This is a genomic window from Anaerobacillus arseniciselenatis (assembly GCF_001865995.1).
Classification (GTDB): domain Bacteria; phylum Bacillota; class Bacilli; order Bacillales; family Anaerobacillaceae; genus Anaerobacillus; species Anaerobacillus arseniciselenatis.
In genome coordinates, this window is record NZ_MLQQ01000017.1 from 1 (window position 1) to 22,663 (window position 22,663).

The following is a 22,663-nucleotide window of genomic DNA, read 5'->3' on the forward strand; positions in this document are numbered from 1 at the left end:
AAGTAACGAAGAACTTATAATTTAATATACATCGTTAGATGGACCGCCGAATGCTGGGAAACTAGCACGTTCGGTGCGGAGCAGGGGAAAAGCTGGAGATCACTTCAAAGGCTTACCTATTGCTAACATCTGTTCATGACACTGGTGAAATTTGATCAAGATATTGTACAAGTGATTAGTAGAGAACAGAATAATTTCACTATACTTACGAGAGAAAGAGAAGTAAAGAAAATTACATCTAATCAAATTAATGTAGTAAGTGCTCTAGATGTACAAAGAACAATGGAAGATATTAAAGCGAAAAAAATTGTGTACATTTCAGAGTACAGGAATTTAAAGAAATATTGTTGTATTTGACACCGTAAATTATACGGTGTTTTTTTATTGTTTTAGGAAACTATAGATTTCTGACTTGTGAATTTTTGTTTTGTTAGTGAGAGAAAAATAGATTGTGGAATATACTTCCTGTCAGTTAAAATAAGGAAGGGGATGAAAATAAAACAAATTATGTTATCTATATGGAGGTTCTGATGGATAAATGGAGTAAGATAATTAAAAAGACACTTTTAGCTACAGTATTTATAAGTTCATTACTTAATCATAGCGCTATAACTCTAGCAAATGACAACGAACAATCAGTAGAAATAGCACAAACAACAAGTTCTCAATACAAAGACTACAAAAATGACCAATATTGGTCAGAAAACATGGTTTGGGCAATTGAACAAGGTTTAATCCAAGGCTATACAAAACATCCACGAACGGGAGCTTCAGGAAACTGGCTCATGCCAACTGACCCTCTCACCGAAGCTCAATTTATTACCGTACTGTTTCGTCAAACAAAACGAGAAGAGTTAGACACAACAGAAGCAAGAGATCCAGACTATTGGGCGAGTATACCTTACCAATTAGCCGAAAAGTATGACCTTTCAACTAAAGCTAATCTTTCAAACTTAAATAGGTCAATTGAAAATATAACAAGAGGACAAATGGCGATTATTTTAGCGGAACTTCATTTTGGTCAAAAAGTGAATGAGAGAAAAGCGGTACAGTTTATGTATGATGCAGGACTAAGTAACGGATACCCCGATGTTCTTGGAGACGTACCTAAAACCTACGATAGTTACAAGGTATACAAAGAATTACAAAGAGCGCATATCGTTACATTCATGAAGAACTACGATACCTTTTTAAAGAGTGGTAAGGATGTTCAATTAATAGATACAATAAAGGTTGGTAATATTGATACCTTATATGGCAGAACTTACGGGGTTAAAACACAAGAAGAGTATGATGCGGTAATTGAAGAAGCCAAAAAAGCGATTGAAGGGTACGAAGAAATTGAATGGGGTGTTGGTAGTGCTTCCCTAGCCCATTACTATGAACGTTACTTTAATGGAGAGAGACCTTGGGACGAAGGGTTAAGCTATAATGATCAAGCAGGTTTAGGTGGCATAGACGGCAGAATAGGTTACCTTTACGACACAGGCGTCTCATTCGAAACCTTAACCAAAGCCATGCAGGTACAACAAAAAGCGTTAAGAAAATCAGGTAGCGTACCACAAGGAACATCAAGCTCAGCCTACGATGTATTCATAAACAACAAACTGAACTCAAACACAAGAGCCCAAGCCATCTCAGCCATGTTTGACGTTGCAGGTTTCGAAACAAAAATATATCGCGGGTTTCCACTAATAAAAATACAAGGCTCATGGTGGGATATCACCGGAAGTCAATTCAGAAGGATACAATATTAATTATAAGCTACCATTTAGTGATTAACTAAAATGAGCTACCGAGAAACAAGAACTTTCGATAAAGTGAAAGGGCCGAAGATCCGTATCCATGCCGATGCGAACGGTACCTATAACATCATTAGAAAGCATATCAAAAATGCTTTTCAGGGAACATCCATAAGAAATTTTCTACATTCACCAAAAAGCATTCATGTGTTCAAGTATGCGAAAAAAGCAAAGCTGAAAGCTTCGGTCTGATGTGTGAGTGAGATGTGAGGGTTGCCCTAAAGAAAGTTGACGGTATTGAGTATGCTATTCAAAGAAGATCGGGATTAGACCCAAATAAATTAGATATTCCGATTAGAAACTAGGAGGAAAACGAATGAAAAAAGTAAAAACGATAATTCCCTGTATTTTAATAGCCATTTCATTGGTACTCGGGGTAACTAACGATGTCGTCCGAGCAGACAACCTATCATTCCCAGACGTAAAAGAAAACCACTGGTACACAGAAGCAATACATTGGGCTACAGACGAAGGGATTATACTTGGTTACACTGATGGTAGATTCAAACCAGAGGATAATGTAACAGAAGCTCAATTCATGGCAATGTTAGTGAGGTTCTTCCCAAACGTTGTAGAACCTGACATGGGAGAAGGAAGTCATTGGTCAGACGGAATTTACAAAGCTACAAAAGAGTCGGGCTTAACCTTACCAGGGCATCAAGACGGACGATTTAAAACCCATGCAATTAACCGAAATACAGTAGCGCAAATAATAGCATACTATACAGAGAAGAGTGCTGTTTTAGATAAAGCTATTGAATGGTTGTTCGAGAGTGGTCTAACAGAGGGGTTTACGGCAGAAGGAACATACAAAGAACGCTATCGTGGCGATACATACTTAACAAGAGCTCAAGCAGTAACTTTTATAAAGCGAATGAACTCATTAGGCTTTACGGAATCTAATCCTCGTCAGTTTATTAATGCAAGTTCAGATTATGTTATAGAGACTAAACACCCTCTCTTTTCAGAAAAAAAACCAGTATACAAAGGACCTTCAAAGCCTATGGATAGGGATAACATAATCAAATTGGTTGAATCTTTTGAGTCTTTTCCAATTAATGGGGAAATAGTTAAACATGAAGATACTGATAGAGTTGTTGGAATTACGTTTTTCCCGGATTGGACTTATGACGACTACATGGGAGCGCTATTTCTTCCAACTAATGATGTAAAACATATCGGTATTCAAATGGTAAGGGGTTATAATGATATTCAAAAAAACTTTACCGAAGATTTCTTAAAACATTACTTCCCAACTCAATACAAAAATATTATCGAAGACGCTTTAAACAATAACTGGACTTCGGGTTGGCAAAAAGCAGACGGCATTGAATATTTTATCTCTAGAGACTCAGGTTTACACACTAATTTAAACATTGGAATTAGAAAATAGGAGGTAAACGAGTAAAAAAATTAAAAATTCTAGTTAACCTCGGAAAAGTGACGTGTATCAACGTCACTTTTTTGTTTTCGTGAAGCGAGAAATTTCAGTTAAACGATTTTTGAACCAAAAAGGAAAAATACTATTTTTACTTCAAATGTTTTATTAAAATATACCTATATATGTTATATTTAGTATATCAAAGTGTTTTAAATTTATTTTTAAAAATATAAATAAAGAGGTATATGTATGAATAAAAGAAATGTGGTGGAAATAGTATTGCATTTTGACGCGGATAAGACTGTATCGTATAAGACGGTTTTAAATGAAATTAAACAATGCGAAGAGTTAAAAAAAATAAATGCAAACGTTAACTATTTATTAACAATTAATGAACTGATAGAATTGTTTGATCTCTCAAGAGCTGCATTTGAACAAAATATAATAGAGAATGATAAAATCAATACGGGTGTAAAACATATTAATGTTGAAGGATTAAATGTCTCCCGAACTCGAATTTTTATAGACGCTATAGATCTTATTGAATATTTAATTGAACATTGTAATCTTACGTATTGGAAAAAATCAGAAATAAAAGATAATCATTTTACATTAGAGGCTTTATCCAAAAATGACATAACGAGGGAAGATGTTGAATATTTGGCTAAATCGCTTTTTCAAGGGCGCTTAAAGTCTAGTAAGAATATTGAAGGTGAGTATAAACGAACAAGGAAAATGGTCCGCAGATTAGAAAATATTATTGACACAGTGACATTTGCATTTCCTGGTAGTCAAAGACAATTGAGAAGGTTTGTGCTTTCTCCATTAGAAGATGACACCCAAATGGAACACTACTTTAAACATTATAAAAGTTATGAAAATAAGATAATTCGACTAAAAAAAGATTGAGTATTTTTCGACAAATTGGTATAATGTTACTAGTTATTATTCTTATTTGCTCGATTTGAGCCTGATTTTGAAGTTTTAAGCCCTACGGGTTTCATTTTTTCTTTAGGAAGAAATGATGATTCGTGGGGCTTTTTTGCGTGCAATTTTTAAAGCTCAGCAAGAATGGTATCTAGTAATTTACTTAGGAGGAAGAGTATGGTTCAAATGTTAGGTGTAGGATTTCTGTTATTTTTATTTGCGGTGTCGCTATCGTTATTTTCAAAAAGTGCGGAACTGCGAGCTAGGTCTAGGACAGAGCTCTTCTATGCATCACAAATAAGAGAAGAAGCTGAAACAATAAGGTTACAAAATGAAAAAATGCATCTAGAAATAATGGACATGGGCAGCAAGGAAACAGTTGTTACAGAAGAAAAAAGTAATATTACAGATGTGGAAGTTAATCATGATTATGACCAAAAATCTATACAAAAACCTAAGCTTAAAGAACTTGATTTAGACGAAAAATCTCTTGCTTTTGTTAGTAAATTCCAACCTAAACAAGAGAAGTTTAATTTTCAAGAAGTTACAGAATATGAGAAACCTAACGCATGGTTTAGTTTTCCGGAAGTTGACCTTCATATGAACGATCGTCCGGAAAAAGGTTTGTATTATGTGTCTGGTAAAGTAATAGACATACTTGATGATATGTCAGCGATCATTAGTGATGGCACTGGTGAAAGAATGCTATATCATCATAAAGTTCAAAACCTTTCAATTGGCGACATCATTATTTCTCAAGTTGAAATTGACAGGAGTATTTGGAATTTCATCACCGTTTGGGAAATTAACGAAACATCTCAATTGAGTGGAAAAAAAGCTATGTGATTACATGAGAGAGATTTTCTCTCTCTTTAAAAGATCTTGTTTGTAGATGAAATAAATATCACTACTAAAACCAAAGTCCTTTTAAAGAGGTAGAAAATGTTTTTTTATGAAAAAAATTCTTCCTCAATACACATATATATGTATAATGTAGTTAAAGGTATTAATATCATCATGATTTAAATATAAATTTTATAGGAAATTAGGGGGAAAACCATGAAGAAAGTAGAGTTTACTGCTGAAACGTTGAGTGAAATGACAATGAATCTATTAGTTAAAAGATTGAGCGAGGAGTCACCCTATCTTTCCAATTCCGAATATGGAAATGGAATATTGGAAGTGATATATAACTTTAATTCTGTTCCGAAAGTTACCGATCGTTTCTCGGTAATTAAGCAGAGTGATGGAGAGTTTGCTATTTCATTTCCGAGAAGGAAATATGAAAAAAACCTTCTTACCAAAAACATAAGAACCCTATATTATGTAATTCAACAGTATTTATCAACACGTGTTGTGCCCCAAGGAAAAATAATATTTGAGTTTAATAATGGTGTTATTGATGGTTTTCAGGTGATTAATGAGGGGACATATAAAGACCTTGCCCGCACAGGAAAGTCCGATCTGGATTTGGATGAAATCCTTTTTGGTGAAGAGGATGATGAAGAATGATTTTTTCTAATGCTCCATTAGTGAAGATAGAAGAAGATACATTGTTGCCAGGTTTACCATCATCGGGTCAGTCGGAAAAATTCCTAATTGAGTTACTATCGTATGTGCAACAATGGGGAGTCCTAGTTTGTATTGTAGCTGCTTTTTTATGCTTTATTGTGGCGAAGTTATTTAAAGTGAAAAAAAATCCTAAGTCACAACGTATTTGGCGATTTTATTCGTATGGTTTTATTTTCATAGCAGTGATATTAGCAGTTTTACCATACATAGCTTTAAGATTTTACTAAGCTTCGGTTGCCGGAGCTTTTATTTTTAACTAGACAAAAGTATAATTCTTCCTTTATAATCATAATTACATATAAAATATACATATATATGTATAATATAGAGGTGATATAAATGCTGAAAGCAAAAATAATTCAATTTCCAATAGATCGAGCTGTAAAGAATTCTGGTAATGTTTATGAGGTATTTCCAAGGGAAGTAGCTGATAGTTTCATGGAATATCATAAGCTTGGCGTAGATTGGAGAAACAACCATCGTAAAGATACTTTTTATGAAGGGTATCCACATCAACCACCAGGTGATCCAATGATTGATGGTCTAGTTTGGTTTACAGATGAGCAGAAAAACTTTGGAGTGTGGGTATATAATAAATCCGGTGAAGAAATTGTTGTGAATGAAAAAATTGAATTTGGCTGGAGTCCTTTTGTAAGAAAGAGCGTAGGGCCACCTAATGAGCCGGTTCATATTCAATCTTCTGAATTTCGTAAACATCTTGTATGGTTTGTTGACGAAGATGGATATGGACAGTACGGAGTTATAAAAAAAGATGAAGAAGTTTGGTTACCGCACCCAAAAGTAATTAAGTAATTATTACTTTGTTAACCAAAGTAATAAAATAAATAAACACACACACTTAGGAGGAATGAAAATGTTAGAAAAGGAAATAGTGAAGCAAAAGTTAGTGGATCTTTTTGGCAATGGTTTTGTAGCAGAAACAATTTACGCTGCAGAAAAAAAGGTACTTACTCTTATTGATACAAGTTCAGATTATGTAATCGTTAGTATTTCGGATTTTACTGATTTTGCTATTGGTGATTATGATGTATTTATTGAAAGTCGAATAAAGAAAACAGACAATCATCTTAAAGATATGGCTAATATTATTGGACTTTTGCAGATGGATACAGTTAGTAATGTTGAAAAAGTTCAAAAAGAAATTAAAGAATTGACGGACGAGCTAACGAGTGTAAGTAAAGGATTAAGCAAGAGATTTGTTTTATCAACTCAAACTATTAAATAACAGTGTTCCCCTTCTAATTCTTAGAGGGGGTCTTAGCTTTGTATTATTAAATCATCTTTCAAGAATATAGGAGAGAGAAGTATGAAGGTAATTAAGTTTAGAAGGTACAAGCATATTGGAATTGTCGAAGGAGCTTATAATAATCGCCCTATTCTATTAGAAAAAGGTTTAGAGCCTATATTTGTAGCGAAACACAAGGATGAAAATGAGTTAGTTGATAAATTCGGATTAAATTACGAGCAAATTGGTGAATGTAGATTTTACGTAGGAGTTACCGAAAGAAGATAGTACCAGTGTTTTGGGTAGTTCTATTCAAAGTGATAATGTGTAATAAAATTGCCGCTCATAAAAACGGCTAGAAATATTAAAAAAATGAACGAAGTATGTGAAGTACGCTCCCGATCAGGATGTATACCTCTTTGGTAAGTGTAATCTCGTGTCTTTCTTCCTTTGTAACCTGTCCATTTTTTTTAACTAATACTTTTGTTTCTTTTTTATATTTCATAAATATACCTTCTCGTATAGGAGCAAAGCGAGAGAATTTAAAATTCTTTCAGCAATTTGCAACTTGGAGATATACTTTTGAATCAGTTTTCGATTCAGAAAATAAACCTAGATTCGTTGACTCAGTATTTAACCATTTAAAAAATATTAATTTCTTATAAAATCTAATTTATTAACCAATAGAAGTAGGAGGAATAGTTTTGGTTAAAAATGATATAGTATTAACGGATTTTAATCAGTGTGATTTCAGTCAGTTTTTGTTACCTCTAATCACCGTTTATAACAGTCCCGAAGATTATCCAGATAAAATTGTTGCGAGGATATTTGATATTGAAAAACCTACTCCTTACATAGTCGTTACAGATCATATAGAATTTCTCGACATACCTCAAGGTAAGGAATTCATCCCACGTGAAAAAGAAGATGATCCAAGTATTATTGGTGTGTGGCTATAAGTAAGGGGGTTATTACCATCGAAGCGGCTAAAAAAATATTTACAGTAAATGACGATACTAATATAAATTATGGAGAATTATTAAGAATTTCTAGAAAACAATTAGATTTTTCTCAAGAACAAATGGCTGAAAGATTATATATTTCACGTAGTACAGTAAGTAAACTGGAAGCTGGCAAACGAACATTGTATATGGATATATTAGTAAGATGGTTTAAGATTATCAATAGAGATGATGTGTTACTTGCTTTATTATCGGGAATGGAATTTAATCGTATTAAAAGAATGCTTACAGAAGAAAATGGTAGTTCCCAAAAAGAAAAAGAGTTTGCAAAATTAATAAGTAATAATGGTTGTAAAAAGAGGCATAAAATGAAGGTGATTTAGAATTTTATGCTATAATATTATTAATTATAAATGTGGCGGAAGACGCGCATTTCTCCTTAGGAGAAGTGTGCGTTTTTTATTATACGTAATAATTTTATTAAAAAAGATTGGGGGAAGGGAAATGTTATCGGCTAAATTACACAATGGAAAAATCGTATCATCACTAGAATATAACGAAGAGATACATGGATCACGAATATTTTGTATGGATAAGAATTGTAATTCACCATTAATTTTTCTGCAAGGAAATGAAGTAAGAGCTGCTCATTTTAAAACTTCTGGAAAGGGTGAATCCAAACATCAATCAGAATGTGGTTTTTATCAACCTCTTGATCTTGTTCAATCTATAAGTAAAGTAAAAGAGTATCAGCAAAACGGAGTGTTAGATGAAATGAAGGAGACGATCATTCGTCTTAGTATGGGACGGATTGATCCGGATAAAGAGACTTCTACAGTTGAAAGCGAAAAGGGCAAAAAGGATAAAGACGCAGTAAAAGTTAAAAATGATACTCTTACCCCCCAATCCATAAGTTCAGTAAAAGGTGTTGTTAAGTTGTTGACTGAATTTGAACCCGACGTATTGTCATCGATCTTGATTAATGTGGGAGGGGGAAGGAAAGTACCTATTTCTGATCTGATTATTGACCAAGAACAAGCTCATAAAATGTTATGGAATGATGAAATGCTGAAAAATGTGGGTTACTTTGTGTACGGAAAAGTAGCTAATATGGTAAAGCGCGAAAAGGTTATGTATATAAATTTTGAAGAAAATGTAGTCCCCTTCACAATAGTGATATTTCAGCAGCATTGGAAGGATTTTTCTTATAATGAAAAGCAGCTGATAGGAAAAGACATCCTGGTTTATGGCCATCTTCGTAAAAATGATTACCAGGATAAGCAAATGACAGAAATAATTATCAAGAGTGATAAATATTTAGAGAATTTTAAACGTAAGTGATAGTACTTGAAAATCAATAAATTATGCCCTAAGATAAGAACGGATGTTCTTTTTAAGGGAGGTAAAAAAATGAGTGGATATATTGATCGTGGAGCAAAAAAATGGAGTATGGCAATGATGCTTCCTGAACACGTAGAATTGTTAAGAAAATTAGAATATGAAATGACTAAGGTAGAAAAGCCTATTTTAGATCAACAAGAAATTGAAGAAGTTGAAGCGACTCTTAGTGAAGCAATAACAAGTAATTCATTAGTTGAATTTACTTATTGGAAGGAAGGATTTATTTTAACGAAAAAAGGTTTTGTTCGAAGTTGCGATCTATACCAAAAAGTTTTTAAGCTTATAGATGAAGAAGGAATACCGTTTTCAATAAAATTTGAATGTACATTAAGAGTTTCTATTGCTGTTGGCTAAAAAATATGGATAGGGTGAATATGGATCAAAAAAGAGGAAGCGGTTAAAATGTCATGGAAAATTGCTACTTTATCAAAACCGACAGATGAAATAATAAAATTATTAATGGCATTGGGATACAAATATATTTTGGAATTATTATTGATTTTAAGGAAGAATCCCAATGAAATTAAAGACCCTTTACCGTTTTTAGAGAAATTAATGGAAAATCTTCAAGAGTTTCAAAAAAACATAACACCATAATCTCGGAAAACAATGATAAATCAATAAACCTTTCAAAATTAATTCCACTAGAATTAGGTAATATAAGGAAGAAAGAGTCAATTGAATATCCGGTTCCTTTTTTAGAATCAGAAAAATCACAAGCTACAACCAGTATAAAAAAGCTAGACGTAAAGCAGCTTTAAGAATAATTAGAAAAGAGCATATTGGATGCAAGAAAAGATTTATAGGAAATAGGGGGCTGGTTTATTTAAAGAGATAAAACAATAAAAGATCATGTATTACTTGGCGTATTAACTCTATCAGATCTAGGATTCGGAGAGGATATTGTTCAATTCTGTTTAAGACATCATGAGTGATTAAATGGGCTTGGATATCCATTTGGAGATGTTCACCCTAGAGTTAGACATTATACACTATCGGCTTTAGAAAGGTTTACTTTAAATAACGAAATTATAGAAAAAATACAGTGGACGTCAAATAACGATGATAAAGATTATATGTAACAGAAAAGAATATTACTCTAGAGGGGAGAATTGCTCAAGTGACGGATATATAGTGCTTTAAGAAGACCGAGAAAATATCGAGAGAATCAGTTTGCCTTCTCTAAGGAAGAAGCAATTAAGATAATGGAAGAATTGGATGTAAAAGCGTTTGATCCAAAAATATTTAGTATTCTTGAAGAAATTTTTACGAGTAAGGAAATGAAACACCAGTATGCATAGAAAAGAGAAAAAAATGTAACTACAAAGATGGTGGCAGTTCTGGAAATAAAAAAACGCCGATAAAAAATATTTATCGGTATTTTTTTGTTCTTTTTACAAATTTTCAAAACCGAGGTTTTCAAATTTTGTAAAATTTTGATATTCTAACTATAGTTATACATTTTCAGAGGGAGGAAAACTATTAAAATGGTATCAACAATTGATGGGCAAGGTATTTATATAGAAAATAAACTCAATGATTTGATCAAGGACTATGGAGATGAACATATCAATTTGTATATACAATTTTATGAAAACATCTTCCCTATCAATCTCCGTAAATTTTTTTCATTTCTCCATTATGAAATAAACTATCTATTTAAATATATGAACAGTAGAATAAAGAATGGACATTATACCGCCCAAGAAAGTCGTAAACTTATTTTCCTACTGAATGAAATTAGGGTGGTGCAGTCGAACGTTAGAGCCACTAAATATGATTTTGATATTCATCCTTATTATCAGGAAAGGATAAAAGAATTAGAGTTTTTTCTATCTGAAAGTTTAGGTAGTACAATACCAAAAGGCTTTGAAAAAATAAGTCTTCTTGAAACAGAACCGATGTTTGAGTTGAAGTCTTCTTTTTCAGTAAAGAGAAGTGATGAGAAAGTATTCTATCCATTGAAGTTAATTGGTGAAGGTTCATATGCGACCGTTTACAAGTATAAGGATGAAATTTACAACTGCTTTTTTGTTATTAAAAAGGCACGTAAAGATTTAACTGAGAAGGAGCTCAAGCGCTTTAAGATCGAATTTGAGGAAATGAAAAAATTAAACTCTCCCTATGTTTTAGAAGTCTATAGATTTAACGAGAAGAAACATGAATACATCATGGAGTACGCTGATGAAACTCTTGAAAAATATATTTCAAAGCATAATAATACGCTAAATGACAACGAAAGAATCGGGTTAGTAAAACAAATTCTACGAGCTTTCATCTACATTAGTAGCAAAAATGTTCTGCATAGGGATATAAGTACAAAAAATGTTCTCATAAAAAAATATGATGGATTAAATGTTGTTAAGATATCTGATTTTGGTTTAGTTAAGCGACTAGATAGTTCGTTAACAAGTAAAAATACTGAATTTAAAGGTTCACTTAACGATCGAAAGTTAGAGATCATTGGTTTTGATAAATATGAAATTCATCACGAAACATTTGCTCTCACTCGATTAATATATTTTGTGCTCACAGGAAAAAAAACAATATCTGATTTTAAAGATAATAAAATCCTTGAAGAATTTACCCTTAAAGGAATATCCGATAATGTAAACGATCGGTATTCTACTATCAAAGAATTGAGTTTGGCTTTCGATAAAGTTGCTTCCACCTTTAACTAAACGGTCAAGATAAAATTAAAGAAATAAAAAGATAATAAAGAAACAGTTTTATAAGGGATAAATTTAGTAGAAAAGGAATGATTATTGCGATGGAGTGGACCGATAGATACAATGCTAGGAAAATAAATGAAGGGGCATACGGTGAAATATTAGAAATTAATTCCGATAAAACTAAAGTAATTAAAGCTCTTCACCCTAATTATTCAGATAGGGAAGATCTTCAACGAATACAAAGGGAAATACACTGTTTAGGAAAACTAAAAGATAATTCAAATGTAATTGACATCTTAGATTTTAATTCAAATGCTCGTCTACCTTGGTTTGTAATGCCACGGGCAACAACTAATCTCCATGATTATGTACTTAAACAAGGGGCATTAAGTGACGAGTTAACGATTAATATCACCTACTCGATATTAAATGCAATGAAGGATGCTCACCATAATGATATTTTACATAGAGATTTAGGAGCTAGTAATATCCTTTTATTTATTAAGGATGAATATATTGATGTACGAGTGGCAGACTTTAGTCTTGGCCGTGATTTTAAGAAAAGCACAAAGCCTCTAACTCGATCTATACACTCAAGGTTAGGTCATGATGCATTTATTGCACCGGAACAATACAAATCATTGTCAAATGCAACTAAACTGTCTGATATCTATTCTATTGGGGCACTAATGTTATTTATGTGTACAGGGGATAATCCATTACGTGCGATAACAAGGCCAATAGAGAGTTCTTTAAGTAATATTATCAGTGACTTGATGCAGGATAATCCAAATAAAAGACCAGGAAACATAGATGAAGTCATAAATCTATTACATCGATTTCAAAGGTTAAGAAACTCCCGAAGGGTTAGATCTACTTTTCATGAAATATGTAATAACTTTGCAGCTGGTCAAACCATGAGTGAAGAGAGCTTTATAGATTTAACAGAATATCTTACAAATAAAAAGCGGTTGTATAAAGGGGAAAAGCAGGGTCATTTAACATATGATGAATATTTCTCGCCATTACTGATGGCGCCACCCAATCTTATTGCTACATGGGTGAAGGAATATGCTGCACCATCAAATGTAGATTTATTTATAGACCGATATCAAGAACAGCTAGAGCAAATAATGGGACAAACTAGATGGACTTTTAGATCTATGAATTCAATATGTCATTTTTTAATGAGCAATTTTTATTATCATGATCGTTTAAAGGCAAAGATAGCAGATATGATTACAAATGTTTATAGTCGTCATTTTAATGAAGCACACAGCAGCTTATTAAGAATAGTAACGAATGAATATGATAATGAGCGTTTAGTTGTAAATATAGCAATGGCAATTTCAAAGTACAGTAATCATAAAATTGTAAAAGAGTTTATAGATGATAATGAACCTAGAATCAAACATGTTGCTTTTATTGAAGCTTTTTCATTTGAGCCAATAAATTAAGTTAAGATTTTAACTTTCAAGATCGGTACTAGGTTAGATATAATTTTTTGTTGGGGAATCGTCAGGAAAATAGGCTTAGCGTTGTAAATCCGCATTTTCCTGACGGGACCCCTTTAAGAGAGGGAGAAGTGCTCCTTTAAACATCGTTATTATCTAAGGTAATAGAGTACAAGGCAATTATTCCGAGTAAAAAGTGACTAATTTAATTTTTTATTGCCAACTGAAATAGATTAGGTTTTTTCGTTTTAACTTTTTTGAAAAATCAATCTTGTTGGTTGGCTTTTCAAATATAGGTAATGAAATGGGTGGTGTATCTTGAATAACAAAGAGAAGAGAATTCTACAATCTTGGGTTTTAAGTGAAGCTCTAAGTATGCCAAAAATAGACAAGGATAAGGTTAAATTTTATTCTTCTGAAGAAATGTTAAACTGGGAAAAGAATGTTAGAAAGAGTTGTGGCTTTCGTGTTTCATTAGGTTTGTGCGCAATGAAAAAAATTTTAGAATACATTAGAGATGTTTTTGAAAGTAACGAGGAATTCCATCAATTCTCAAATGAAAAAACCTTCATGGCAACAATAACCGTTACAAATGAAGGTTTTTATCAAGTGGGAAGTTTAGAAATAACATATTTTGCATGCTTTCTTGGGAAAATAAAAGCTAAAAAAAAGGACGATATTTATAAAAATTTATCTTGTTATTTTGAAACAATAACACAGGAATTGAATGTGTTATTTGATCAGGAATTTAGAGCAAAAAAATTAGATATGCCTAAAATCAAGGAAATGCAAAAACTATTGGAAAAACACTTGAATTGGCCCGAAGAAATATTTTTATTGAAGGAAGAAGGATATATTTTTGATATCACTGTGGAAGCATTATCAAATCAGAAAACTCCCTCGTTTATGAATAGTTTTTATTTAAAGGATTTACAAAAGATCTTAGAGTCTGAAGTGTTTTCTTCCCCTTTATTATCCTATTTAAATTGTTCAAGCCAAAAAAGAATAGATGTGGATGAGAATAAAGCAGAATTGGAGAAATGGGTTCATCCCACACAAATTCCGAATGCACGGTGGCCTGCTCCTCCGCACTTTAAGTTATCACTTATGCAACAAGTGGCAGTCAATATCATTTTGAGTGGTGAATCAAATATCGATTCAGTGAATGGACCACCTGGAACAGGAAAAACAACTTTGTTAAAAGATGTCTTTGCTGATATTTTATTTAAGCGCGCAAAACAAATGATTACATTTAAAAATCCTCTAGATGCTTTTATTCCGCTTGAATACAATGTGCAGACACAAAAAAGTAAAATAACCCCCTATAATGTTGCAGAAAACATTAAATATCATAGTATAATCGTGGCATCTTCAAACAATAGTGCCGTTGAAAATATTTCTAAAGAATTACCACAAAAAAAAGAGGTTATGAGAGTCAGAAATAATGAGTTTAGTCAAGTTGAACAGCAATTTGAAGATGAAATTTATAAGCTAACTGCTGATCTTAATTATTTTAGAAATGTTGCGACAGTACTAATGTATGATAAGTATGATTTAGATGATGAAGAGCTAGAAACAGGACCATGGGGATTATTTTCAGCGACATTAGGAAATGCCAAAAACATTGAAAAGTTCGAGAACTCTTTTTGGTTTGGTAGCAAGGATCAGCCCAATAGAATGGTGGATGAACTAACAAATCATACATATACACAGCGCGATTGGGAAAATGCTAAAGAAGAGCTGCTCATAATTGAGGAACGTATTGAGAGTAAGAAAAAAGAGTTGAGTAATTTTGTTGAGGAACTCTTAGAGTATGAAAAGGCAAAAGGCCAGTTTAATAAGAATGTGAAAGAAATAGATGATATATATGTAGAATTGAAAAAGTTTGAAACGGAAAGGGAGTTATTAGATTCAGAGAGTTTACAATTACAAAGAATACTAGAAAGCACTCCCAGAATAGGTATATGGAAATCTTTGACGAAAAAAGGTCGCGAAATTCAAAAAGAGTATGACTATTATCAACAAAAGAATAATGAGGTCGTTAAAAAAATTTACCATTTAGATACAAAGGTTAGGAAAATTAAACAGGAACTAAAAACTAAAGAGGAAGTACAAAAAACTTTAGAACAAAAACAAATTACGCTAAAAGGTAAATTTGAAAAATTGAGAGAAAAAGGAATAATAGTACCTGATTCTGAATTTTGGAAAAAAGATAATTATAATAAACGTCAAAAGGAAGTACCTTGGATTTCAGTGGAACTTAATCATCTCCGTTCACAGGCTTTTATTGCAGCAATGAAAGTTCATAAAATATTTTTATCTTTGGCTTCAAAGAGAGTTACAAAAAATTTGGCAATTTTATTTAACAGGAGATCGATTGATACGAATTTTAAGCAAAATAATGAAGCCATTAAATTAGGATGGCAAACTTTATTTTTAATAGTACCAGTAATATCTACCACATTTGCTTCTGTTAATCGATTCCTCGAAAGGTTTGATGCTGGGGAAATAGGACATTTATTTATAGATGAAGCTGGACAAGCAGTACCCCAAGCTGCTGCAGGAGCTATTTGGCGTTCTAAACATGTTGTTGCTGTTGGAGATCCATTGCAAATTGAGCCTGTTGTAACACTACCCGAAACCTTACTAAGAGATATTAGGGAATACTATGAGGTGGATGAGGCATTTATGTCACTAAATTCATCAGTTCAATCGGTTGCTGATCTTGCTAACAATAAAGGAAAATGGAAAACCGATCAGCAGTGGATTGGTATTCCATTATGGGTTCATCGACGTTGTCACAACCCAATGTTTACCATTTCTAATAAAATAGCCTACGATGATAGGATGGTTCTTTTCAGAGAACAAGAGTCTAAGAATAGTTGTTGGATTGATGTTAGTGGAAAAGCAATAAAAAACCAATATGTTAAAGAGGAAGGGTTAATAGTAGTAGAAGCTATAATTAAAATGTTTAAAGAGAGAAAAAGTATCGATGAGCTGCCGAGTATATATATTATTACACCTTTTGCAGCTGTAAAGGATGAATTAAAAAACTTATTGTATAAAAACGTAAGTCAATTTCAAAAGTTAACAAATAAACCAATTCAGCAATTACGAGAATGGGTAAATGGAAGTGTCGGTACAGTGCATACATTTCAAGGGAAAGAAGCTGAAACTGTATTCTTTGTAATTGGAACGGATAGTACACAACAAGGGGCAGCAAGTTGGATTGTAAGTAAGCCTAACTTAGTGAATGTAGCGGTTACTCGTGCGAAGAAAAATTTTATTGTAGTAGGCGATTATGATCGATTTTCCAAGATGGATATTTTTGATACAGCATGTGAATACCTTCCTCGGTTAAATGGTAGTATGTGAAATGTTCAATCGAAATTGAGCTGAAATTTAAATTGATTTTTTTGTATTATATATTGCGGAAAACGCGTATTTCTTCTTAGGGAGTGCGCGTTTTTGTATGCGCATTTCATAGTAAGCTTCCAATCAAACATCGCATATAAATATTTAACATTACTTACATCGTACTTATATCAAATAAAGAGAGGTGCTTTTCTTATGCCATTAAAAAAAATTAACGATCGTTGATTAAGCCAATGAAATGTACCATCCCTGACATTGCATTTACCAACAAAATACATAGAGTGTACCAAAGAATGACAGACTGTTTACCACTGCAATCCTCTGGTGAAAAAGATATAATACCATAGTAATGTTATAAAAATTTAATTGTTTTTCAATAAGACCCGTCTGCTGCCATTTTCAATGGCAGCAGGCATAAGGGGAATATTTTTTTGATAATCATTTAAGAGTTGATCTAATTCTTGGCTTTGCTTTATTGTATCAGAATGGTTAGTCCCTTTTAGTTGAGCTGTAAAAACCATACATCTACGTAATTTATTAATTTTTAACTCTAATTCTTTTATTGATACCTTATACATCATAACAGCTCCAATAATTAAATAGTTAAATCACACAACAGGAACCATTTTATAGTAGGTCATAATAACTGTTAATAGTTACGACAAAAGAACTAAAAAACGACAAAAGTTTTCGTGAAAAGCTATAATTAAAAAAGTGAGAATTTTGTGAACGCGTTTGCCGAAATGTGTTGATAATTGTCATATTAAGTAATATACTTAGTAACTATTGAGGGTTTTTTAACGGGTAAAATTACATGATAATATTGAAAAAGGCAAACTTACTGAAAGGTAGGGACGCAAAGCCATAGGTCTAAGGTCATTCACGACTAAGATAGCTAGGTTACCAAAATCATTATATTATATTCAATAATATTTTTGGCTAATCTAATTTTGATAGATTAGTCTTTATTTTTTAATTAAGTAAAGTTTATGGAGGGTTTTATGTTACTATATGGAGGTTTTTTGGAAAAACAGAGTTATTATCATCATTTTCAACCCATTATTAATTTAAAAAGCGATAAAGTTTTCGGATACGAAGCTTTTATACGTTGTAGAGAATATGCTAGTCCTGAACAACTTTTTCGTGAAGTTAGTAACCACCATGAACTTTTTCTCTTAGATACTTACTCAATAGAACAGGCTATAATTAACTTCTCTTCTTTCGACCATGAAGGACTATTGTTCTTAAATGTTTTCCCTTCGACATTACTCAACAAACACTTCCCTAAATTCGTTGAAAAAGTTCTTGATAATCGCTATTCATTGAAAGGGCGGATTATTTTTGAAATAAATGAATCGTTCGAAGAAGATCATTTATGGAATTTTGATGCTTTAAACCAAAGAATCAACTTCTTACATCAGCTAGAATGTCGCGTTGCTATTGATGATGTAGGAAAGGGTGCAGCCTCTCTACAAAGAATTGTAGAATTGAAACCAGATTTTATAAAATTAGATCGTTATTTTTCAACTGATATTTCTAAAAATAAAGAGAAGCAAAAGTTAGTAACGTTGTTTACAAACTACTGCAATGAATCAAACTTAATTATCGAAGGAATAGAGACAACCGAAGATTTAGCAACTATAAAGCAATTAGGTGTTACTTTTGGACAAGGGTATTACTTAGGCAAACCCAAGATGCTACAAGTTAATAACTGCGAAATTAACACCTAGTGAAATGCAACTTATAGTGTTGTAAAAGTTGATGACTCCTCTTCGGAAGTGATTGACTTTGTTAAGGATGGTAAGGGTGCTATCAAGAACTCAATTGAAAGGGCAAAATTAACTAAAGATAAAGTAGATAAATCCATTAATATGGTTAATAAATTAAGTGGAAAATCTGAAGCGGTTAACGATGTCATCGTTATTATAGCGACATGGCAGAACAAACCAATTTGTTAGCGTTAAATGCGGCAATAAAATCGGCGAGAGCAGGAGAAGCTGGAAAGGGTTTTGCGGTAGTTGCTGATGAAGTTAGAAAGCTTGCAAATCAATCTAAAAATTCAACAACAAAAATTCAAGATTTAATCAGAGAAATCCAAAATGGAATTAGTGAAATTGTTGAAGATACAAAAACGAGCGGTAACGAAGTGGATCTAATGGTGCATCAGGTCATTGGTACAGAAGAAAATATTAATGACATAGAAAAAGCAACAGGAAATATTAAAGTGCAAATACAAGAAATTCAACAAGTAATAAATGATTTAAGCCAAAGTAGCAGTCAAATTAAGGACTCGGTAACTAACACATCAGCAGTCTTGGAAGAAACAAAAGCGGGTAATCAAGAAATCGCAGAATCAACAGTACAACAGTCATCTACGATGCAACAATTATCTGCAATGAGTAATGAGTTAAAAGGGTTATCAAATAAGTTGGATCATGTAGTTAAGAGTTTTAAAGTTGTGTGATTAAGGCCATTTATAAGAGTTTCTGGATATTGAGTTGCTAAATTAAGTCAAAAGGAGATGGGATTTTGTTAAACGTTACTGAAAAGAAAGAACAAACCATCACCCAATTATTGAATGGAACGATTAAATCGATTAAAAGTATTGTTCCGTTAAAGCTAAATCTTCAAAAACCTGTAATTTCTGGTGAAGTTTTAAAACTTAAATTTGGTGTTTTGATCGGAATTACTGGTGATGCAAAAGGAAAAATGGTGATAACCGGAGATACTGAAACTTTCGGTATTATTGGGGAAACAATGTTTGGAATGCCTCTTGAAGGAGATATGCTAGTATCTTTTAGTGGAGAGTTAGGAAATATGATTGCAGGTGGATTGTCTACGAATATTAATGAACAAGGGATTATAACGGACATCACATCGCCAACTATTTTACAAGGAAATACTACATTAACAGGTTATGAAAAAGCCCTTCGTGTTCCTATTTCTATTGAAAATGCAGGTGCACTGAATATCTATTTATTGCTAGATTGATATGGCTGAGGGTTTTGAGGGATTTCCCTTAAAATGTAAGTCGATTTTTCTTGCTGAGAGTCAGGAATAGTTGCAAGGTCTATGTTAGTTGAGATGTGTTATGGCCTCACTCGTTTTTAGTTTGTGGTTTTGGATTTATCTAACATAAAAAGAATAGTGTGATCGGGGGATAGTCAGTTAATAGTTCGCTCAAACTGACTATCCTATTTATTGAGTAAAAATAAAATTATATTAACAAGGTGAAAAACATGAAAATTATTCTTATTAAAGAATCTTCACTATTAAGAGATGGGATGAAAAATGTACTGCAAGAAAGGTTCATAGATTATAAGGTAGAAGTGTATGGATCACATGATTGTATAACTTTATTTCAACAAACCATTAATAATGGATTAGTAATTATAGATGCGGATACGCAAACTGATATTTTATCTACGATTGATCGATTTACGAATAAAAACGTGAAAATCATCATTTGGACATCTAGTTTAGACAAGGGGGATTTAATAGAATATTTTAAATTAAATTTAGATGGGTATTTTTATAATGGAATGGAAAAAGAAGAGTTATTAACCGCAATTGTATCAGTGATAAATGGTGAAAGATATGTTCACCATTCTTTGTCGCCGATTCTCCTTGAAGATTATGTGAAAATAAATAAAAAAATCCCTATCAAACCTAAAGGTATACTTTCTAAACGTGAATGGGAAGTTCTAGAATTGCTTACCAAAGGTTATAAAAATGAAGAGATTGCAGAAGTTCTTTTTATATCTGAAAAGACTGTAAAGAATCATGTAAGTAATGTATTACAAAAAATGGATGTACCTGATCGTACTAATGCTGTATTAACAGCACTACGGAAAAAATGGCTTTTTATATAAATAAATACATAAATCTCTATTTTTTTATTTTATCATTTTTTGAATTAATTTAGAAGGTAAACAAGGAGGTAACTTAGGTTTGAATGGAGAAACAATGACTTTAGACCAATTACTTACATACTTAGAGAACGACTTAGAAGAAGGTAATAATGGTGTAAACTTAGATATGACAATTGATGAATATTTGAAATTTATATTTGAAGATCATTAGTAAAATACAGTTTGTTGAAGATGTATTGTTACACGATCAGGATAGTATAAAAATCCAAATATAAATAGTCGGTTCCTAAACATACAACATTGTAAAGGAACCAACTTTTGAAGATGATAATATATTCTCTTTAATATCTTATATAAGAGCTAAGTAGAGTTATGAAGCAATAACAAGAGAAACCTCATTACCTTTTTCATTAAACTTTACGTTTCTTACCGCTTTATGCATAATTAAGAGTCCCCTTCCTCTTTCTTCAAATCCTTGTTCTTCTAATAATTGGTCAGGACCCTTCTCACGTATCAAGCCTATTTTATCTTTCACTAAAAAACCTTGTCCATTGTCTCTTACTTTTATTAATAATTCACCAGTAGGTAAATTGGTAAATTCAATGTGTACTGGAAACGCACCATGTTCAATACCGTTATTCAAGGCTTCTTTTACAGCAATTTGTGTTAAAAATACTGTACTTTTATTACAAATCATTTCAATTTGTTTTTCTAAACGTATACATAAATCTTGGTACTCTTCCATGCTACTAATCATGAAACTTGATATCTTATGAAATAAAGGCAAATCATTCTCCCCCTGGTAATCTTTTCTGATAAAGTTAGTTTGTTACAAAAAGCATTGTAACCTAAGAGGTTTGTCTTATGTTGTCGAAATTTGTATCATTATAAAAACATTTATATTATTTGAATAATCATTACTATTCTATTTAGATTAGTTTAGAGTTTAGATAATTAAAGGGTAGTGTGACTGACAAACAGGAATGAACAGCTTTAGCTAATTTCGCTCAAATAATTTTTCACATATATACATTTAAGTGATTAATAAACTTGGAAGTAAAACGCGCCCTTTACGTGGAGCGGCAAGAGTGTTAGCCTTTTTGCAATGGCAGCTAAATGTATTCTAGCTGCCCCTTTTAGCATCAAAACACTCTTGTAGAGGCTCCATGTCAAGGGACGTTGGGTTACCACTGTTTACAAATATGGAGAATTATTGTGTTCAATTTAGTTAGCAAAAAGTGTTCACCTTAACATGACGGTCACAGGTAGTCTTTCTCCAACGAACGGAGGCTTTACGTGAACAGCAGAAGTAGTCATGGTGCGGTTGCTCCTGTTCGAATTTTATTCACGATTTAGTGAAGGGGATATCTCGATTTAGTTTTAGGTGTAAAAGACTGGTCTGGGAACAGGAATTTTGGGATCTTTGATAATGATTAGTACAATAAAAATAACTTAAAGGCTGGTAATAGTTGATTTAACTATCATTGTTTTTTCATAAGAATTTATAGAAAAAGAAATTGTAAAAAATTTCTTAAATCCTTGACTAATAAATTACATGGTGTACATCCCGGCCGACTATACCAATACAAGCGCCACAGTACACTAATGAACGCCTACAAAAACATCAAAAACGAACGCTTCCGTCACTTTATATTAAAAGATAAAGGTGACGTCTACCGCGCTCTGAAGAGTTTCTTTAGGAAAGAAGAGGAGACGTTGGTTTAAAAAGGGAAATCCTTATCACTAGAAATACTGGTGGTAAGGATTTTTTGTTTTTAATCAATCACTATATTTTTATGGAACAGTAGACTTTTTACTGCGCAGCAATGAACCTTTAGTTTTATTTAATATTTGAAAATAAGTTCATAAAAAGAGCATTCCTGTTAGAAGGATTTTCGGGGACTTGAAAAAAAAAGAGCCCTCCTGGTATGATACGGGGTGTCAAATCGTGCACCGAGATGACCCCTAACTTAGTTAACCAAGGAGGACTTCATAATGA

General features: G+C 32.4%; 25 protein-coding genes, 1 pseudogene and 1 riboswitch. Of the genes and pseudogenes, 24 read left to right on the forward strand and 2 right to left on the reverse strand.

Annotated elements, in window-relative coordinates:
• Positions 1–135 precede the first annotated feature (135 nt).
• The 18 genes from BKP35_RS19485 (at position 136) to BKP35_RS09035 (ending at position 16,792) form a co-directional block, all read left to right on the forward strand.
• Positions 136–357, forward strand: coding sequence for a hypothetical protein (locus BKP35_RS19485; RefSeq protein ID WP_169819181.1), 222 nt, complete (start codon positions 136–138; stop codon positions 355–357).
• 173 nt (positions 358–530) lie between these two features.
• The gene (locus BKP35_RS08950) at positions 531–1,757 is read left to right on the forward strand and encodes a hypothetical protein (protein ID WP_071313009.1); all 1,227 of its coding nucleotides are present in this window, start codon (positions 531–533) and stop codon (positions 1,755–1,757) included.
• A 361-nt stretch (positions 1,758–2,118) separates the two neighbouring features.
• A complete protein-coding gene (locus BKP35_RS08960) occupies positions 2,119–3,195 on the forward strand; it encodes an S-layer homology domain-containing protein (RefSeq protein WP_071313011.1) in 1,077 nt (358 codons plus the stop codon).
• 237 nt (positions 3,196–3,432) lie between these two features.
• The gene (locus BKP35_RS08965) at positions 3,433–4,092 is read left to right on the forward strand and encodes a hypothetical protein (protein WP_071313012.1); all 660 of its coding nucleotides are present in this window, start codon (positions 3,433–3,435) and stop codon (positions 4,090–4,092) included.
• A gap of 195 nt (positions 4,093–4,287) precedes the next feature.
• Positions 4,288–4,956: a hypothetical protein gene (locus BKP35_RS08970; RefSeq protein ID WP_071313013.1), complete on the forward strand. Its 669-nt coding sequence runs from the start codon at positions 4,288–4,290 to the stop codon at positions 4,954–4,956.
• Positions 4,957–5,169: 213 nt separating this feature from the next.
• The gene (locus BKP35_RS08975) at positions 5,170–5,622 is read left to right on the forward strand and encodes a hypothetical protein (protein ID WP_071313014.1); all 453 of its coding nucleotides are present in this window, start codon (positions 5,170–5,172) and stop codon (positions 5,620–5,622) included.
• Positions 5,619–5,909 carry a hypothetical protein gene (locus BKP35_RS08980; RefSeq protein ID WP_071313015.1) on the forward strand — a complete coding sequence of 97 codons (291 nt, stop codon included), beginning with the start codon at positions 5,619–5,621 and terminating at the stop codon, positions 5,907–5,909. The genes BKP35_RS08975 and BKP35_RS08980 overlap by 4 nt, the downstream gene beginning before the upstream one ends.
• A 112-nt stretch (positions 5,910–6,021) precedes the next feature.
• Entirely contained in the window at positions 6,022–6,495 is a 474-nt protein-coding gene (locus tag BKP35_RS08985; protein ID WP_071313016.1) for a hypothetical protein, read from the forward strand.
• 61 nt (positions 6,496–6,556) lie between these two features.
• A complete protein-coding gene (locus tag BKP35_RS08990; protein WP_071313017.1) occupies positions 6,557–6,928 on the forward strand; it encodes a hypothetical protein in 372 nt (123 codons plus the stop codon).
• Positions 6,929–7,009: 81 nt separating this feature from the next.
• Positions 7,010–7,216 (forward strand): hypothetical protein, encoded by a 207-nt coding sequence (locus tag BKP35_RS08995; RefSeq protein ID WP_071313018.1) that lies wholly within the window; start codon positions 7,010–7,012, stop codon positions 7,214–7,216.
• A gap of 416 nt (positions 7,217–7,632) precedes the next feature.
• Complete coding sequence (locus BKP35_RS09000) at positions 7,633–7,887, forward strand: hypothetical protein (RefSeq protein ID WP_071313019.1); 255 nt, start codon at positions 7,633–7,635, stop codon at positions 7,885–7,887.
• Positions 7,878–8,273 carry a helix-turn-helix domain-containing protein gene (locus BKP35_RS09005; RefSeq protein WP_071313020.1) on the forward strand — a complete coding sequence of 132 codons (396 nt, stop codon included), beginning with the start codon at positions 7,878–7,880 and terminating at the stop codon, positions 8,271–8,273. The genes BKP35_RS09000 and BKP35_RS09005 overlap by 10 nt, the downstream gene beginning before the upstream one ends.
• Before the next feature lie 121 nt (positions 8,274–8,394).
• On the forward strand, positions 8,395–9,231 hold the full coding sequence (locus BKP35_RS09010; protein WP_071313021.1) for a hypothetical protein: 837 nt from the start codon (positions 8,395–8,397) through the stop codon (positions 9,229–9,231).
• 69 nt (positions 9,232–9,300) lie between these two features.
• Positions 9,301–9,645 carry a YolD-like family protein gene (locus BKP35_RS09015; protein WP_071313022.1) on the forward strand — a complete coding sequence of 115 codons (345 nt, stop codon included), beginning with the start codon at positions 9,301–9,303 and terminating at the stop codon, positions 9,643–9,645.
• Positions 9,646–9,693: 48 nt separating this feature from the next.
• The gene (locus BKP35_RS09020; RefSeq protein ID WP_071313023.1) at positions 9,694–9,888 is read left to right on the forward strand and encodes a hypothetical protein; all 195 of its coding nucleotides are present in this window, start codon (positions 9,694–9,696) and stop codon (positions 9,886–9,888) included.
• Positions 9,889–10,778: 890 nt separating this feature from the next.
• The gene (locus tag BKP35_RS09025; RefSeq protein ID WP_071313024.1) at positions 10,779–11,972 is read left to right on the forward strand and encodes a protein kinase family protein; all 1,194 of its coding nucleotides are present in this window, start codon (positions 10,779–10,781) and stop codon (positions 11,970–11,972) included.
• 77 nt (positions 11,973–12,049) lie between these two features.
• Positions 12,050–13,420 (forward strand): serine/threonine-protein kinase, encoded by a 1,371-nt coding sequence (locus tag BKP35_RS09030; protein ID WP_084031542.1) that lies wholly within the window; start codon positions 12,050–12,052, stop codon positions 13,418–13,420.
• 315 nt (positions 13,421–13,735) lie between these two features.
• On the forward strand, positions 13,736–16,792 hold the full coding sequence (locus tag BKP35_RS09035) for a DEAD/DEAH box helicase (protein ID WP_071313026.1): 3,057 nt from the start codon (positions 13,736–13,738) through the stop codon (positions 16,790–16,792).
• Positions 16,793–17,154: 362 nt separating this feature from the next.
• Here the strand turns inward: BKP35_RS09035 and BKP35_RS09040 are convergent, their stop codons facing one another.
• Positions 17,155–17,370: an aspartyl-phosphate phosphatase Spo0E family protein gene (locus tag BKP35_RS09040; protein WP_071313027.1), complete on the reverse strand. Its 216-nt coding sequence runs from the start codon at positions 17,368–17,370 to the stop codon at positions 17,155–17,157.
• Between the two features lie 243 nt (positions 17,371–17,613).
• Positions 17,614–17,700, forward strand: a riboswitch (cyclic di-GMP riboswitch).
• Between the two features lie 93 nt (positions 17,701–17,793).
• Here BKP35_RS09040 and BKP35_RS09045 point away from each other — a divergent pair.
• From BKP35_RS09045 to BKP35_RS20075, 5 genes are all read left to right on the forward strand, one after another.
• Entirely contained in the window at positions 17,794–18,522 is a 729-nt protein-coding gene (locus BKP35_RS09045; protein ID WP_071313028.1) for an EAL domain-containing protein, read from the forward strand.
• 203 nt (positions 18,523–18,725) lie between these two features.
• Complete coding sequence (locus tag BKP35_RS09050) at positions 18,726–19,256, forward strand: methyl-accepting chemotaxis protein (RefSeq protein ID WP_071313029.1); 531 nt, start codon at positions 18,726–18,728, stop codon at positions 19,254–19,256.
• A 65-nt stretch (positions 19,257–19,321) separates the two neighbouring features.
• Positions 19,322–19,783 carry a chemotaxis protein CheX gene (locus BKP35_RS09055; RefSeq protein ID WP_139192829.1) on the forward strand — a complete coding sequence of 154 codons (462 nt, stop codon included), beginning with the start codon at positions 19,322–19,324 and terminating at the stop codon, positions 19,781–19,783.
• Between the two features lie 248 nt (positions 19,784–20,031).
• Complete coding sequence (locus BKP35_RS19845; protein ID WP_071313031.1) at positions 20,032–20,664, forward strand: response regulator transcription factor; 633 nt, start codon at positions 20,032–20,034, stop codon at positions 20,662–20,664.
• Positions 20,665–20,743: 79 nt separating this feature from the next.
• A complete protein-coding gene (locus tag BKP35_RS20075; RefSeq protein ID WP_281244203.1) occupies positions 20,744–20,875 on the forward strand; it encodes a hypothetical protein in 132 nt (43 codons plus the stop codon).
• 159 nt (positions 20,876–21,034) lie between these two features.
• Here the strand turns inward: BKP35_RS20075 and BKP35_RS09065 are convergent, their stop codons facing one another.
• Positions 21,035–21,451, reverse strand: coding sequence for an ATP-binding protein (locus BKP35_RS09065; protein WP_071313032.1), 417 nt, complete (start codon positions 21,449–21,451; stop codon positions 21,035–21,037).
• A gap of 788 nt (positions 21,452–22,239) precedes the next feature.
• Here BKP35_RS09065 and BKP35_RS19950 point away from each other — a divergent pair.
• Positions 22,240–22,389: pseudogene (locus BKP35_RS19950) on the forward strand (sporulation protein YhbH); the annotation flags it as partial.
• Positions 22,390–22,663 lie beyond the last annotated feature (274 nt).

Coding starts and splice junctions, on each gene's coding strand:
- BKP35_RS19485 (WP_169819181.1), top strand. CDS start 136: ATGACACTGGTGAAATTTGATCAAGATATTGTACAAGTGATTAGTAGA.
- BKP35_RS08950 (WP_071313009.1), top strand. CDS start 531: ATGGATAAATGGAGTAAGATAATTAAAAAGACACTTTTAGCTACAGTA.
- BKP35_RS08960 (WP_071313011.1), top strand. CDS start 2,119: ATGAAAAAAGTAAAAACGATAATTCCCTGTATTTTAATAGCCATTTCA.
- BKP35_RS08965 (WP_071313012.1), top strand. CDS start 3,433: ATGAATAAAAGAAATGTGGTGGAAATAGTATTGCATTTTGACGCGGAT.
- BKP35_RS08970 (WP_071313013.1), top strand. CDS start 4,288: ATGGTTCAAATGTTAGGTGTAGGATTTCTGTTATTTTTATTTGCGGTG.
- BKP35_RS08975 (WP_071313014.1), top strand. CDS start 5,170: ATGAAGAAAGTAGAGTTTACTGCTGAAACGTTGAGTGAAATGACAATG.
- BKP35_RS08980 (WP_071313015.1), top strand. CDS start 5,619: ATGATTTTTTCTAATGCTCCATTAGTGAAGATAGAAGAAGATACATTG.
- BKP35_RS08985 (WP_071313016.1), top strand. CDS start 6,022: ATGCTGAAAGCAAAAATAATTCAATTTCCAATAGATCGAGCTGTAAAG.
- BKP35_RS08990 (WP_071313017.1), top strand. CDS start 6,557: ATGTTAGAAAAGGAAATAGTGAAGCAAAAGTTAGTGGATCTTTTTGGC.
- BKP35_RS08995 (WP_071313018.1), top strand. CDS start 7,010: ATGAAGGTAATTAAGTTTAGAAGGTACAAGCATATTGGAATTGTCGAA.
- BKP35_RS09010 (WP_071313021.1), top strand. CDS start 8,395: ATGTTATCGGCTAAATTACACAATGGAAAAATCGTATCATCACTAGAA.
- BKP35_RS09015 (WP_071313022.1), top strand. CDS start 9,301: ATGAGTGGATATATTGATCGTGGAGCAAAAAAATGGAGTATGGCAATG.
- BKP35_RS09020 (WP_071313023.1), top strand. CDS start 9,694: ATGTCATGGAAAATTGCTACTTTATCAAAACCGACAGATGAAATAATA.
- BKP35_RS09025 (WP_071313024.1), top strand. CDS start 10,779: ATGGTATCAACAATTGATGGGCAAGGTATTTATATAGAAAATAAACTC.
- BKP35_RS09030 (WP_084031542.1), top strand. CDS start 12,050: ATGATTATTGCGATGGAGTGGACCGATAGATACAATGCTAGGAAAATA.
- BKP35_RS09040 (WP_071313027.1), bottom strand. CDS start 17,370: ATGTATAAGGTATCAATAAAAGAATTAGAGTTAAAAATTAATAAATTA.
- BKP35_RS09045 (WP_071313028.1), top strand. CDS start 17,794: ATGTTACTATATGGAGGTTTTTTGGAAAAACAGAGTTATTATCATCAT.
- BKP35_RS09050 (WP_071313029.1), top strand. CDS start 18,726: ATGGCAGAACAAACCAATTTGTTAGCGTTAAATGCGGCAATAAAATCG.
- BKP35_RS19845 (WP_071313031.1), top strand. CDS start 20,032: ATGAAAATTATTCTTATTAAAGAATCTTCACTATTAAGAGATGGGATG.